This window comes from Ensifer sp. 38_S197 (assembly GCF_056924495.1).
Map to the genome: position 1 here is coordinate 1,158,377 of NZ_JBXOVZ010000002.1, position 12,744 is coordinate 1,171,120.

Annotated in this window: 14 protein-coding genes; 8 read left to right on the plus strand and 6 right to left on the minus strand. The window is 63.5% G+C overall.

Annotation, left to right across the window (positions count from 1 at the left end; translation table 11 throughout):
* A complete protein-coding gene (locus AC1Z3V_RS18770; protein ID WP_483501005.1) occupies nt 1–633 on the plus strand; it encodes a LysE family translocator in 633 nt (210 codons plus the stop codon).
* A gap of 27 nt (nt 634–660) precedes the next feature.
* On the opposite strand, the gene AC1Z3V_RS18775 is transcribed toward AC1Z3V_RS18770, so the two are convergent.
* Nucleotides 661–966 (minus strand): NIPSNAP family protein, encoded by a 306-nt coding sequence (locus AC1Z3V_RS18775; protein WP_483501007.1) that lies wholly within the window; start codon nt 964–966, stop codon nt 661–663.
* Complete coding sequence (locus AC1Z3V_RS18780; protein ID WP_483501009.1) at nt 963–1,877, minus strand: DMT family transporter; 915 nt, start codon at nt 1,875–1,877, stop codon at nt 963–965. The genes AC1Z3V_RS18775 and AC1Z3V_RS18780 overlap by 4 nt, the downstream gene beginning before the upstream one ends.
* A gap of 131 nt (nt 1,878–2,008) precedes the next feature.
* Here AC1Z3V_RS18780 and AC1Z3V_RS18785 point away from each other — a divergent pair, with 131 nt between their 5' ends.
* On the plus strand, nt 2,009–2,446 hold the full coding sequence (locus AC1Z3V_RS18785; RefSeq protein WP_483501011.1) for an Lrp/AsnC family transcriptional regulator: 438 nt from the start codon (nt 2,009–2,011) through the stop codon (nt 2,444–2,446).
* 12 nt (nt 2,447–2,458) lie between these two features.
* Here AC1Z3V_RS18785 and dut read toward each other — a convergent pair whose 3' ends face one another.
* On the minus strand, nt 2,459–2,932 hold the full coding sequence (dut, locus tag AC1Z3V_RS18790; protein ID WP_483501013.1) for a dUTP diphosphatase: 474 nt from the start codon (nt 2,930–2,932) through the stop codon (nt 2,459–2,461).
* Nucleotides 2,933–3,023: 91 nt separating this feature from the next.
* Here dut and AC1Z3V_RS18795 point away from each other — a divergent pair, with 91 nt between their 5' ends.
* A complete protein-coding gene (locus AC1Z3V_RS18795; protein ID WP_483501015.1) occupies nt 3,024–4,607 on the plus strand; it encodes a peptide chain release factor 3 in 1,584 nt (527 codons plus the stop codon).
* 71 nt (nt 4,608–4,678) lie between these two features.
* Here AC1Z3V_RS18795 and AC1Z3V_RS18800 read toward each other — a convergent pair whose 3' ends face one another.
* From AC1Z3V_RS18800 to AC1Z3V_RS18810, 3 genes are all read right to left on the minus strand, one after another.
* Nucleotides 4,679–5,377 (minus strand): B3/B4 domain-containing protein, encoded by a 699-nt coding sequence (locus tag AC1Z3V_RS18800; RefSeq protein ID WP_483504112.1) that lies wholly within the window; start codon nt 5,375–5,377, stop codon nt 4,679–4,681.
* A 33-nt stretch (nt 5,378–5,410) separates the two neighbouring features.
* Nucleotides 5,411–6,328 (minus strand): DMT family transporter, encoded by a 918-nt coding sequence (locus tag AC1Z3V_RS18805; RefSeq protein ID WP_483501017.1) that lies wholly within the window; start codon nt 6,326–6,328, stop codon nt 5,411–5,413.
* A gap of 93 nt (nt 6,329–6,421) precedes the next feature.
* Nucleotides 6,422–7,228: an AraC family transcriptional regulator gene (locus tag AC1Z3V_RS18810; protein WP_483501019.1), complete on the minus strand. Its 807-nt coding sequence runs from the start codon at nt 7,226–7,228 to the stop codon at nt 6,422–6,424.
* A gap of 175 nt (nt 7,229–7,403) precedes the next feature.
* Between AC1Z3V_RS18810 and AC1Z3V_RS18815 the strand changes: the two genes are divergently transcribed.
* From AC1Z3V_RS18815 to AC1Z3V_RS18835, 5 genes are all read left to right on the plus strand, one after another.
* The gene (locus tag AC1Z3V_RS18815) at nt 7,404–7,991 is read left to right on the plus strand and encodes an ANTAR domain-containing response regulator (protein WP_429810912.1); all 588 of its coding nucleotides are present in this window, start codon (nt 7,404–7,406) and stop codon (nt 7,989–7,991) included.
* A 38-nt stretch (nt 7,992–8,029) separates the two neighbouring features.
* On the plus strand, nt 8,030–9,331 hold the full coding sequence (locus AC1Z3V_RS18820; protein WP_483501020.1) for a CmpA/NrtA family ABC transporter substrate-binding protein: 1,302 nt from the start codon (nt 8,030–8,032) through the stop codon (nt 9,329–9,331).
* Nucleotides 9,332–9,677: 346 nt separating this feature from the next.
* Nucleotides 9,678–10,970, plus strand: a complete 1,293-nt coding sequence (locus tag AC1Z3V_RS18825; protein ID WP_483501022.1) for a CmpA/NrtA family ABC transporter substrate-binding protein — start codon at nt 9,678–9,680, stop codon at nt 10,968–10,970.
* 62 nt (nt 10,971–11,032) lie between these two features.
* Nucleotides 11,033–11,926 (plus strand): nitrate ABC transporter permease, encoded by an 894-nt coding sequence (gene ntrB, locus AC1Z3V_RS18830; protein ID WP_483501024.1) that lies wholly within the window; start codon nt 11,033–11,035, stop codon nt 11,924–11,926.
* 14 nt (nt 11,927–11,940) lie between these two features.
* Nucleotides 11,941–12,741, plus strand: a complete 801-nt coding sequence (locus tag AC1Z3V_RS18835) for an ABC transporter ATP-binding protein (RefSeq protein WP_483501026.1) — start codon at nt 11,941–11,943, stop codon at nt 12,739–12,741.
* Nucleotides 12,742–12,744 lie beyond the last annotated feature (3 nt).

A 12,744-nucleotide genomic window follows, 5' to 3' on the forward strand; every position in this document is an offset into this window, starting at 1 on the left:
ATGCCCGAAGTGAAGGATCTCATCGGCTTTGCCCTGCTGGCACTCGGCATGGTGCTGACGCCGGGGCCGAACATGATCTACCTGATCTCGCGCTCGATCAGCCAGGGGCCGGGCGCCGGCTTGATCTCGCTTGGCGGCGTCGCACTCGGTTTCGTCGTCTACATGGTCTCTGCCGCGCTCGGCATCACCGCGCTGCTTCTGGCCGTGCCCTTCGCCTATGATGCGCTGCGCCTCGCAGGCGCCGGCTACCTTCTTTACCTCGCCTGGCAGGCGGTCAGGCCGGGCGGTCGGTCGCCTTTTCAGGTCCGCCAACTGCCGGAGGACGGTCCGAAGAAGCTCTTCGTCATGGGGTTTCTGACGAGCCTGCTCAATCCAAAGGTGGCGGTGCTCTATCTTTCGCTGCTGCCCCAGTTCATCCGGCCGGAGCTTGGCAACGTGCTCGGCCAGTCGCTGGTGTTCGGCTCGATCCAGATTGTGACCAGCGTCTCCGTCAACGCGATGATCGCACTTGCCGCCAGCGGCATCGCCGCCTTCCTCGCGGGGCGGCCGCTGTTCATGGCGGCGCAGCGCTGGGCCATGGGCACGGCGCTCTTCGGCTTTGCGCTCAGCATGGCGTCGGAGGCGCGGCGTTGAGCCAGCGCTTGCTCTCTCCGCAGAAGATTATTCGAAAACCGGCCGCATGAAGCTGCGCTCATAGCTGACGATGCAGCGCGTCTTCTCGGCATAGGCGAAGGCTTCCCGACACTCCGCATCCGCGGCCATTTCCTTGCGGTAGCTTTCATAGGCCGCAAGGCTCGGAAAGCTGAAGAGAGCCAGTGCGATGTTGTTTGCGCCCTCGTGCGGCATGAAATAGCCGTGATGCGTGCCGCCCAGCCGATTGACGAGCGGAATCCAGAGCTTGGAGTAGTGCTCGAACTCGGCGGCCTTGTAGGGATCGATGACGTATTTCAGGTAACAGGTGATCATGCGGCTCTCCCTTCGCGTTGCCGCTTGATAGAAGAGGGAAGGCGAAGTTTCCAGCCGAGATTCATGCCGGCGGCGGCAACGAGGATCGCCACGGAGCCGAGGATCTGGACCGGCTGCAATTGATGGCCGAAGGCGACGCGGTCCACCAGGATGGCGGCGATCGGGTAGATGAAGGAGAGCGCGCCGGTCATATGCGTTGGCAGCCGCTGGATCGCGCCATAGAGCAGCACATACATCAGCCCGGTGTGGATGACACCGAGGGTGAGGAGGATCGACCACTGTGCGGCCCCTGACGGTGCGGGGGCGGCGAGCGCCATCGGCGCGAGCATCACGGTGCCGGTGATCACCTGCACCAGTGCGATCAGATGCGGCGGCGTGCCCTTGAGCAGCTTTGTTGTGATCGCTGCGATCGCATAGAAGAAGGCGGCACCGACCGCGAGCGCAATGCCGGTCAGATAGCTTTCCGGGGCGAAGCCATGGCCGGGCTTGGCCGCGACGATCGCCAGCATGCCGGCGAAGGAGACGGTAAGCCAGAAGATCTTGGTGGCGGTGATCTTCTCGCCGAGGAACAGCGCGCCGAGGCCCAGCAGCATGAAGGGTTGCGTGTTGTAGACCATGGTGGCGATCGAGATCGACGCATGGGAATAGGCGGCGAAGAGCAACAGCCAGTTGACGACGATCGCGATGCCGCCGGCAACCGAGAGCAACAGCATCCGGCGGCTGAAGTGACGACGCTCGAGAAGCCCGAGCGCCCAGGCGATGGCCACGAGAGTGAAGGCCCCAAAGACGCAGCGCCAGAACACCACGCTCGTCACCGGCTGCCCCGACATCAGCACGAACCAGCCGATGGTTCCGGAGATCAGCATGGCCGCCGTCATCTCGATACTGCCGCGTTTGAGTTCGATGTTCATGATCACTGCTCCATCTTGGTGATCGGAGAATAGCCGGTGCTTGCGGCCATTCCCATGGATGAACAAAGGCAATCGTGCTAGATTGCCTAATTATCGAAGTTATGTTTGTTGCTGTGGCTTATGGTGTCGTGATGCTGGACGAGATTGACCGACGAATCCTCGACATTCTGGCAGCCAATGCCCGGGTCTCGCTGAAGGAACTGGCGCAGGAGGCGGGATTATCCTCTCCGAGTGCTGCGGATCGTCTCCGCAAGTTGGAAGAACGCGGTATCCTCGATGGTTTCACCATCGCGCTGAACCCGATGAAGGTCGGCTATCCGCTGCAGGCGGTCATACGCGTGCGGCCGATGCCGGGCATGCTCCACATCGTCGAGCGGCTGATCCAGGACACGCCCGAAATCGTCGAATGCGACAAGGTCACCGGCGACGATTGTTTCATCGCCAAGCTCTTCGTGCGCGACATGGCGCAACTGGACACGATCCTCGACCGGATCGCCGAGAAGGCGCAGACCAACACCTCGATCGTCAAGTCGTCGCCGGTCAAGCGCCGCCTGCCGCCGTTGATTTAGGAAAAATCTCGTTTAAACGCCGGTGGAGCCGAAGCCGCCGGCGCCGCGGGCCGTCTCGCTCGCACCGTCAGCCTCGCGGACCGTGACCTGCGTGACCGGCGCGATCACCATCTGGGCAATGCGCATGCCGCGCTCGATGAGGAAATCCTCGTCGCCGAGATTGACGAGCAGCACCTTCACCTCGCCGCGATAGTCGCTGTCGATCGTGCCGGGCGTGTTGAGGCAGGTGATGCCGTGCTTGAAGGCGAGCCCCGAGCGCGGCCGGATCTGTGCCTCATAGCCCGCCGGAACCTCGAAGACGAAGCCCGTCGGCACCAGCGCGCGCTTGCCCGGAGTGAGCATCAGCGGGCGATCGGCGGGAACGGCCGCGCGCAAATCCATGCCGGCGGCGCCGGATGTCTCGTAGGCGGGCAGCTCAAGGCCCTCGCCGTGCGGCAGGCGAACGAGGTTGAGGGTCGGGCGGGATTCGGACGGATGTGTGCTCATGGTCGCATAAGCCGGCGCGTGGGTGCCTCGGTCAATTGCATAATCGGGGCCGAGCCTGTAAAGGACGCGGCAACTCACAGGATTCTACGACATGGCTGAAACTCTCGCCGAGGCGGTCTCCCGCCGCCGCACATTTGCGATCATTGCGCACCCGGACGCCGGTAAGACCACGCTCACCGAAAAGCTGCTGCTGTTCGGCGGCGCCATCCAGCTCGCCGGCGAGGTCAAGGCGAAGAAGGATCGCATCCAGACCCGTTCGGACTGGATGAAGATCGAGCGCGAACGCGGCATCTCGGTCGTCACCTCGGTGATGACCTTCGAATATGGCGGCAACGTCTTCAACATTCTCGATACGCCCGGCCACGAAGACTTCGCCGACGACACCTATCGCACGCTGACGGCGGTGGATGCCGCGGTCATGGTCATCGACGCCGCCAAGGGTATCGAGCCGCGCACGCTGAAGCTCTTCGAAGTCTGCCGCATGCGCGATATCCCGATCATCACCTTCGTCAACAAGATGGACCGCGAGAGCCGCGATCCGTTCGAGATCCTGGATGAAGTCGAGGAAAAGCTGGCGCTCGATTGCGCGCCGGTGACCTGGCCGATCGGCCGGTCCAAGACCTTCTGCGGTTCCTATCATCTGGCCGACAACACCGTGCGCGGTTCCGATACGCAGGAAATTCCGACCAAGGTCAATGGTCCGGAAATGGCCTCCCATCGCCTGCCGGAAAACGAGCGCGACGCCTTCACCGACGAGCTGACGCTGGCGATCGAGGCCTGCAAGCCCTTCGACAAGAAGGCCTTTCTCGAAGGTCACCTGACGCCGGTCTTCTTCGGCTCGGCGCTGCGCAACTTCGGTGTGCGCGATCTCATCAACGCACTCGGCGACATGGCGCCGCCGCCGCGTGACCAGGTGGCCGATATCCGCACCGTGCATGCGACCGACGACAAGATGACGGCCTTCGTCTTCAAGATCCAGGCCAACATGGATCCGAACCATCGAGACCGCATCGCCTTTGCCCGCGTCTGCTCCGGCAAGCTCGAGCGCGGCATGAAGGCGCGCCTGTCGCGCACCGGCAAGCAACTGGGCCTCAGCGCCCCGCAGTTCTTCTTCGCTTCGCAGCGCCAGCTTGCCGACACCGCCTATGCGGGCGATGTCGTCGGCATCCCGAACCACGGAACGCTTCGTATCGGCGATACGCTGACCGAGGGTGAGCCGCTGGTGTTCCAGGGCGTGCCGAACTTCTCGCCGGAAATCCTGCGCCGCGTGCGGCTGGAGGATGCGATGAAGGCGAAGAAGCTGAAGGAAGCGCTGCAGCAGATGGCGGAAGAGGGCGTCGTCCAGCTCTTCTCGCCCGAAGACGGCTCGCCGGCGATCGTCGGCGTCGTCGGCGCGCTGCAGCTCGACGTGTTGAAGGAGCGCCTCAGCGCCGAATACGGCCTGCCGGTTTCCTTCGAAATGTCACGCTTCTCCGTCTGCCGCTGGATTTCGGCCGATCAAGCCGCCGATCTCGACAAGTTCATCACGGCGCGCCGCGGCGACATCGCCCGCGATCTCGACGGCGACCCGGTCTTCCTGGCGCAGGACAGCTTCTCGCTGCGCTACGAGGCGGAGCGCTACCCGGCGATCAAAATGGTCGCGATCAAGGAATATCACGTCGCCAAGGCGGCCTGATTGTTTTCCGTCCGGCCGGTGCCCAACGGCACCGGCCGGCAATTCGGCGCTGATGCGCCGTAGCTGATCCCCTAAATCGAAAAATCGAAACGCGGTGACGAGCGATCGAGCACGGCCATGCTCGGGCGAACATCCCACGCTGCCGCGATCACCCCCGAAAGCGCGATCATCAAACGCTCGACATCGTCGCGCGCCGTCTCGTGCAGGGCTTCGGCAACGATCAGTGCACGTGTGGTCTGCGGCCGGATCGCCGAATGGCCGCTCTGACGGTTGGTCCAGCGTCGGGCGTGCGCCCGCCCTTCGCCATCGGCAAAGATCACCTCGCCGGGTTCCGGGCTTTCCACTTCTCCCGAGAAGGTCAGATAGGTTTCATTACCGAACGCCCGGCGGACCTGCAGAAAATCGGCGATGTGTGACAGGTCGAAGACCGCAATCGGGATCGCGAAGGCGAGCGAGGCGGCGTTGCAGAGATCGATCAGCGGGTGGATCACCGGCAGGCCGCCTTCCTTCCGGAAGCGCCTGAGCAGCGCCTCGGAGGCCGAACGATATTGCGTCGGCTTCAGCCCCATCTTCGCAAAGGTCCGGCGCCAGGCCTGGATTTCCGGCAGGTCGCTTTCGGCCTCGGTGCCGAGGCGGTCGTTTGCGATCGCGTGGAGGCGGCGAATATCGTCCTCGACCGAGACATCGCTGCATACGCCGTTGATGAAGACGGCGCCGGCGCTGAGCTCCGGGAAATCGCGCCAGATATCATCTGCGTGTTGGAAATGCATGGAGATCCTCGAAGCCTGTGGGTTCATTCTGGCTCAAGCCTCCTTTGCGGGAAAGGCGCCCGCTGTCCTTCGGCTGGAGCGGATCTGAGGCACGGTCAGTCCAAGAACGGCGCCGAGCACGCAGCCGATGCCGAGAAGCTGGTGGACGCCGACCGGTTCACCGAGCAGCAGGAAGGCGAAGAGGACAGCCGAAACCGGCGCCAATGCCGTAAAGACGGAGGCCTCGGTGCCGCTCACCCGTGCGGAGCCGGCGTACCAGAGCACGAAGCCCGCCACCGTCGGAACGAGCGCATAGTAGAGAACCGCAAAGATCGCGCTCTTGTCGATCCCTACTGTCGCATGTGGTTCGAAGAGGGCGGGGATGAGAGCGACGGCGAAGCCGAGGCCGGCCATCAGCGTCGAAAGCGCCAGCGGCGAGATCTCGGCCCTGACGCGTTTGTTGAGAAGGATGAACAGGCCCTCGCAGACGACGGCGCCGAAGATGAGGGCGATACCGAGCGGAGAATGGCCGGCGCCTTCGCCGGGCTTGAAGACGATCGTGAGCACGCCGACGGCGGCGAGCGCGATCGCTGCAAGCATCCGCCGGTCGGGGTGCTCGCCGAGTATGAGGACGGCGATGGCGGCGGAAACGACCGGAAGGGTGCCAATCACCACGCCGGCGTCGGTTGCTGCCGTCAGGCTCAGGCCGGTGATCAGCAGGGTGGTGTAGCCGACGCTGCCGGCGCCGGCCTGGGTGATGAGAATCAGCCAGTCTCGCGACCTGAGTTTCGGCCACGACGTCCCGGTGAACTTCATCAGCAGCAGGAAGAGCGGGAAGGCGACGGCGAAGCGCAGAGCCGTCGCGGTGAAAGGGGCCAGACCAGCAGCAATGATCTTGCTGGCGATCACCGTGCTGCCGACGAGGATCATCGCCACTGACAGATAGAAATAGCCCCGAAATTTTTCCGACATGTCCGTCCTCCGTTGCAGTGCCGCGCTTTCGACGCGCGGCGGGTGCAGCAATGCGCCGGAGAGGATTTCGGGTCTTGAACGGAATTGCGGGTGCTACTTCCTTGCCTCGGCGTAAGCACCCGGCGACAGCCCGTATTTGCTGACGAAGACGCGAGTCATGTGGCTCTGGTCGGCGAAACCGGCGGCGAATGCAGCCTCTGCCAACGGCATGCCTTCGCCGATCAGGCGGCGGGCGAGATCGATGCGGCGCTGTACGATATAGGCATGCGGCGTCAGGCCGACCGATTTGGCGAAGTTGCGTATCAGTTGAAAGCGGCTGAGCCCTGCCTCCGCGGCGAGGTCGGCAAGGGTGATCGCCGCCGTCGGATCGTCGTCGATCATCGTCTTGGCGGCGGTGATCATTGCCGGTCTTTCGTGGTGCCGTGCCCTGCCGGTGGCAAGAACGCTCGCCAGCAGCAGAAGAAGCCGTTCCTCGCGCCGGATCGCCTCGTCCTGTGCCGTGGGGTCTGTGATTGCCGCAAACAGGGCGCAGAACTCGTTTGCCGTGTCCGCGTCCCTGAAAGCGGGTGAGGCGAACTCGTCGGCATCCGAGCGGCCCTGGCCGATATCCTCGGCGGCGGCGGAGATGACGGCAGGATCGAAGTAAAGCATGCGCCAGGAGCGCCCGGCGTCGCCAATCGGCACGCCGTCATGCACCTCGCCGGGATTGACGGTGATCATATCGCCGGCGCCGGCCTCGACCATGCCGCGGCCGCTGAGCGATTTCTGGGCGCCCTGGTAGATCAGCCCGATGCCGAACTGCTCATGGGTGTGGCGGGCGAAGGAATGGCGCGTTTGCGCCTCGACCGCGTCTATGCCCGCGGTCACGCTATGCAGCATCCTGAACTGACCCTTTGCCATCTGCGCGCCGATCCCCTTGCTTCCAGTCTTCTACATCGTCCAGGTGCATCCCGCTATCGTCCTGGCCTTGCCAATTCAATCGGCGAGTTGAGTAAAATTTATGCATAATGAAAGATTGTCAAAACATTAGGCAAATCCTGTTGCGAAAAATGCTGCGCGGCATCATGATCGGCGCATGACGCATCGGGACCTCACCATTCTCGTGATCGACGAGAACGCCATCCGCGCCTCGATCATCGAGGAGGGGCTGCATGAGGCCGGCCATCGCAAGGTCACTGTCATCCATGAAGTCCAGGGCATGGTCCGCACCATCGAGACGCTGAGGCCCGATGTCATCGTCATCGATATCGAAAACCCCAACCGCGACATGATGGAGCATCTGTTCCAGCTGACCCGCACCGTCGGGCGGCCGATCGCCATGTTCGTCGACCGCTCCGATACGGCCTCGATCGAGGCCGCGGTGGAGGCGGGCGTCTCCGCCTATGTGGTTGACGGACTGAAGAAGGAGCGCGTCAAGCCGATCCTCGACATGGCCGTCAGCCGCTTCAACGCCTTCAGCCGGCTGCAGCGTGAGCTTGCAGATGCGAAATCGGCGCTGGAAGAGCGCAAGGTGATCGAGCGCGCCAAGGGCATCCTGATGAAGATGCGGGGTCTCTCCGAGGACGAGGCCTTCGCGCTGCTGCGCCAGACGGCGATGAACGAAAAGAAGAAGATGTCGGAGATCGCGCAAAGCGTGGTGACGGCCGCAGGCCTGCTGATGTGAGGGCGCGGTTTCCGATGCTGTCGGAAGGAGATACCGGAGTGAACATCATGACGACCATCGACAATTCGCGACCCGGCGCGGCGATGGGCGAGGGTCTGCCCGCGCCGGTGAGACTGGGTGGCGAGGGGGCACGAACGATCCGCGCCGGCTTCATTCCGCTGGTCGATGCCGCTGTGCTGATCGCAGCGGCGGAACTCGGCTTCGCTCGCAAGGAGGGGCTGACGCTCGATCTCGTCAAGGATGTCTCCTGGGCCAATGTGCGCGACCGGCTCGCTTTTCGTCAGTTTGATATCGCCCACATGCTCTCGCCGATGCCGGTCGCGGCCATGCTCGGCCTCGGTTCCAATCCCTCGCCGACGATCGCGCCTTTCTCCCTCGGGCGCGGCGGCAATGCGATCACGCTTTCCAACCGGCTCTTCGCCCGCATGCAGGAAGTGGGTGATCTTGGCGAGGTGGAGGATGCGCTCGCCCATGCGCGTGCACTCGCTGCGGTGCTCGGCCGGATGCGCAACGGCGGCGAGCCGGCGCCAAGGCTCGGCGTCACCTATCCGTTCTCCTCGCACAACTACGAGGTCCGCTACTGGCTGGCTGCAGGCGGTATCGATCCGGATCGCGATGTGAAGCTCGTGGTCGTGCCGCCACCCTTGACCTCCGATGCGCTCGCCGCCGGCGCCATCGACGGTTTCTGCGTCGGCGCGCCCTGGAACATGGTGGCCTCCGAGCGCGGCCTCGGGCGCATCGTCGCCGCCAAGCAGGACATCTGGCCTTCGGCACCGGAAAAGGTGATCGGCATGCGGCCGGAATGGGCGGAGACCAACGCCGAGACCGTATCGCGTCTGATCGTGGCACTCGACCGGGCGGCGCGCTGGTGCGACGAGCCCGACAATCGCGGCACGCTTGCCGAACTGCTCGCCGCCCCCCGCTACGTGGGCGCCCCGGTCGAAATCATCCGCCGGGTTCTCGCCGGCGAGTTCACCATCGATGCGGCGGGCAACAGGCGCGTGATTGACGACTACTTCGCCTTCCATCGCGAGCACGCCAACTATCCCCGTCCCGGCCAGGCGCTCTGGCTCTACAGCCAGATGGTGCGCTGGGGCCAGGCGCGATTGTCGCCCGAGATGCAGGCGCTGGCCGCTGCCGCCTATCGCCCCGACCTCTATCGCCAGGCGCTCGGCGAGGCCGCCATTCCCGCCGATGCCGCTATTCGTATCGAGGGTGACAGGCCGGGCGACCGCTTCATGGACGGACATGTTTTCGATCCCGCGGATATCGAGGCTTATGTCCACTCTTTTCCCGTTCGCGCTTCCATGGCGATCGTTTCGGTTGAGCAGGAGAGCTGAGGATGACGCACCATGTTTGTGCAGAGTCCGGATGCGAAATATGTGCGCCGCACAATAATTCAGCAGACTCTACAATAGGCGAATTTATGTGCGCTGCACCTGAGTCCGAAAATTACGTTTTGAATTCAAGTATCTAAAGGTCAAGTCAGCGAACTGGCACGGCCTTTGCTTTTCTAGAAATGCTTCGGTCAATGGCGATCGAAGCGAGATCAAACGCCAGATCGCGTTTGCCGAAGACACCGACGTCGCAAGGTTTTTGTTCCCGAGGATTCCTCCCGATCCCGGACGCAATCACCGAGCGGCGTTTTTTTATGTCCGGTTATCCGGCCAGCAGAGGAACCTGCGCATGACCAAGTTTTCGACCGGCGGCCTGACCCGCCGCAGCCTGCTGAAGACCACGGCAACCGCCGCCCTGTTTGGCGCGGTCAAGTCGGCCTTCCCATCCGGTGCCTTCGCGCAAAGCTCCGGTCCGGAAACCACCAAGGCCGTGCTCGGCTTCATCGCGCTCACAGACTCGGCACCGCTGATCATCGCCAAGGAAAAGGGTCTCTTCGACAAATACGGGATGACCGAAGTCGAGGTCGTCAAGCAGGCCTCCTGGGGTACGACACGCGACAACCTGGTGCTGGGTTCCGCCGGTTCCGGCATCGATGGCGCCCATATCCTGACGCCGATGCCCTATCTGATCTCCACCGGCAAGGTTACCCAGAACAACCAGCCGCTGCCGATGGCAATTCTTGCCCGCCTCAATCTCGATGCGCAGGCGATCTCGGTCGGCCAGGCCTATGCCGATCTCAAGGTCGGCCTCGATGCATCCGCGCTCAAGGAAGCGTTCGCCAAAAAGAAGGCCGAAGGTGCCGCCGCCAAGGTGGCGATGACCTTCCCCGGCGGCACCCATGATCTCTGGATCCGCTATTGGCTCGCTGCCGGCGGCATCGATCCGGACACGGATGTCGAAACCATCGTCGTGCCGCCGCCGCAGATGGTCGCCAACATGAAAGTCGGCACCATGGACTGTTTCTGCGTCGGCGAGCCCTGGAACGAGCAGCTCGTCAATCAGAAGATCGGTTACACCGCCGCCAACACCGCCGAGATCTGGAACGAGCATCCGGAAAAGTCCTTCGCCATGCGCGCCGATTGGGTGGAGAAAAACCCGCGCGCGGCCAAGGCGCTCACCATGGCGATCCAGGAAGCGGCGCAATGGTGCGACGACATGGCCAACAAGGACGAGCTGGCGAAGATCGTCGGCAAGCGCAGCTGGTTCAACGTGCCGCCAAAGGACATCGTCGATCGCCTCAAGGGCGAATACGACTACGGCAACGGCAAGGTCGTCGAGCAGAGCCCGCACTTCATGAAGTTCTGGCGCGATCACGCCTCCTATCCGTTCCAGAGCCACGACGCCTGGTTCCTCACCGAGAATATCCGCTGGGGCAAGTTCGCGCCCGATACCGACATCAAGGCACTCGTCGCCAAGGTCAACCGTGAGGATATCTGGCGCGAGGCCGCCAAGGATCTGGGGGTGACCGACATGCCGGCATCCACCTCGCGCGGCGTCGAAAACTTCTTCGACGGCAAGATCTTCGATCCCGCGGATCCTGCCGCCTACCTCAAAAGCCTTTCGATCTCGCGCGTCGCCTGACCATTGCGATGGTCGCGGCAAGTGCTTCGCGACCATCCGTTCCGAATTCCAAGGAGAACGGCATGACCGTCACCAATCTCAAACTCAAGCAGGACGCTATGCCTCGACCAGCCGCGCGCGTCATCGCGTTCAACCGCTCGGCGAGCGTCGGCAGCGGCCGGCCGCTTACCGCGAGACTCGTTGCCGCGGCCACGAACGTCTTGCCGCTTCTCGTCACGCTGGCGCTGATCCTCGTCGCCTGGCAGGTCGCCTGTTCGGCGCCTGATTCCAGCCTGCCGTCGCCAACGCGGGTGCTGGCGGAAAGCTGGGACCTGATCGCCCATCCCTTCTATACCGGCCAGGGCGTCGACCAGGGGCTCTTCTGGCACATAGCGGCGAGCCTGCAGCGCGTCGCAATCGGCTATGCGCTCGCCGCCGTCGTCGGCATCGCGCTCGGCGCGCTGGTCGGCCAGAGCCAGCTTGCCATGCGCGGCCTCGATCCGATCTTCCAGGTGCTGCGCACCGTGCCGCCGTTGGCCTGGCTGCCGCTGTCGCTGGCTGCTTTCCAGGACGGCAACCCGTCGGCAATCTTCGTGATCTTCATCACCGCCATCTGGCCGATCATCATCAACACCGCTGTCGGCATTCGCAATATTCCGCAGGACTACCAGAACGTCGCCAAGGTGCTGCGCCTCAACGCCCTTGAGTATTTCGCCAAGATCATGCTGCCGGCCGCAGCCCCCTACATCTTCACCGGCCTCCGCATCGGCATCGGCCTTTCCTGGCTCGCGATCGTCGCGGCCGAAATGCTGATCGGCGGCGTCGGTATCGGCTTCTTCATCTGGGATGCCTGGAACTCCTCGCTGATCAGCGACATCATCGTTGCGCTCATCTATGTCGGCATCGTCGGCTTTCTGCTCGATCGCCTCATCGCCCTCGTCGGCCGCGTCGTCACTCGCGGCACTGCAACCGCGTGAGAGAGGGGAAAGCCATGACCAAGAGTTATCTTTCGCTGGAACTGATCGACAAAAGCTTCGAGCGCGGCGGTACCCGCACCGAGGTGCTGAAGCAGGTGTCGCTGTCGGTCGACAAGGGCGAGTTCATCTCGATCATCGGCCATTCCGGCTGCGGCAAGTCGACCCTGCTCAACATCGTTGCCGGCCTGACACAGGCGACGACCGGCGTCGTCCTGCTCGACGGCCGGGTTGCCGACGAGCCGGGACCGGATCGCGCCGTCGTCTTCCAGAACCATTCTCTGCTGCCCTGGCTGACGGTCTACGAAAACGTCCGCCTCGGCGTCGACAAGGTCTTCGCGGGCAGCAAGAGCAAGGCCGAGCGCCACGACTGGGCGATGCGTAACCTGGAACTCGTGCAGATGGCGCATGCGGCCGACAAGCGACCCTCCGAAATCTCCGGCGGCATGAAGCAGCGCGTCGGCATCGCCCGCGCGCTTGCGATGGAGCCGAAGGTGCTGCTGCTCGACGAGCCCTTCGGCGCTCTCGATGCGCTGACGCGGGCACATCTGCAGGACCAGGTGATGCAGATCCATGCCGAACTCGGCAATACCGTGCTGATGATCACCCACGATGTCGACGAGGCGGTGCTGCTCTCCGATCGCATCGTGATGATGACCAACGGACCATCGGCCCGCATCGGCGAGATCCTCGACGTGCCGCTCGCCCGTCCGCGCCGGCGCATCGAGCTTGCCGGCGACCGAACCTACCTCAAATGCCGCGAAGCCGTGCTCAAGTTTCTCTATGAGCGCCACCGCTTCGTCGAAGCTGCGGAGTGATCC

Excerpts from the sequence above, each read along its gene's own strand:
- AC1Z3V_RS18770 (WP_483501005.1), top strand. The coding sequence starts at position 1 with ATGCCCGAAGTGAAGGATCTCATCGGCTTTGCCCTGCTGGCACTCGGC.
- AC1Z3V_RS18775 (WP_483501007.1), bottom strand. The coding sequence starts at position 966 with ATGATCACCTGTTACCTGAAATACGTCATCGATCCCTACAAGGCCGCC.
- AC1Z3V_RS18780 (WP_483501009.1), bottom strand. The coding sequence starts at position 1,877 with ATGAACATCGAACTCAAACGCGGCAGTATCGAGATGACGGCGGCCATG.
- AC1Z3V_RS18785 (WP_483501011.1), top strand. The coding sequence starts at position 2,009 with ATGCTGGACGAGATTGACCGACGAATCCTCGACATTCTGGCAGCCAAT.
- dut (WP_483501013.1), bottom strand. The coding sequence starts at position 2,932 with ATGAGCACACATCCGTCCGAATCCCGCCCGACCCTCAACCTCGTTCGC.
- AC1Z3V_RS18795 (WP_483501015.1), top strand. The coding sequence starts at position 3,024 with ATGGCTGAAACTCTCGCCGAGGCGGTCTCCCGCCGCCGCACATTTGCG.
- AC1Z3V_RS18800 (WP_483504112.1), bottom strand. The coding sequence starts at position 5,377 with ATGCATTTCCAACACGCAGATGATATCTGGCGCGATTTCCCGGAGCTC.
- AC1Z3V_RS18805 (WP_483501017.1), bottom strand. The coding sequence starts at position 6,328 with ATGTCGGAAAAATTTCGGGGCTATTTCTATCTGTCAGTGGCGATGATC.
- AC1Z3V_RS18810 (WP_483501019.1), bottom strand. The coding sequence starts at position 7,228 with ATGGCAAAGGGTCAGTTCAGGATGCTGCATAGCGTGACCGCGGGCATA.
- AC1Z3V_RS18815 (WP_429810912.1), top strand. The coding sequence starts at position 7,404 with ATGACGCATCGGGACCTCACCATTCTCGTGATCGACGAGAACGCCATC.
- AC1Z3V_RS18825 (WP_483501022.1), top strand. The coding sequence starts at position 9,678 with ATGACCAAGTTTTCGACCGGCGGCCTGACCCGCCGCAGCCTGCTGAAG.
- ntrB (WP_483501024.1), top strand. The coding sequence starts at position 11,033 with ATGACCGTCACCAATCTCAAACTCAAGCAGGACGCTATGCCTCGACCA.
- AC1Z3V_RS18835 (WP_483501026.1), top strand. The coding sequence starts at position 11,941 with ATGACCAAGAGTTATCTTTCGCTGGAACTGATCGACAAAAGCTTCGAG.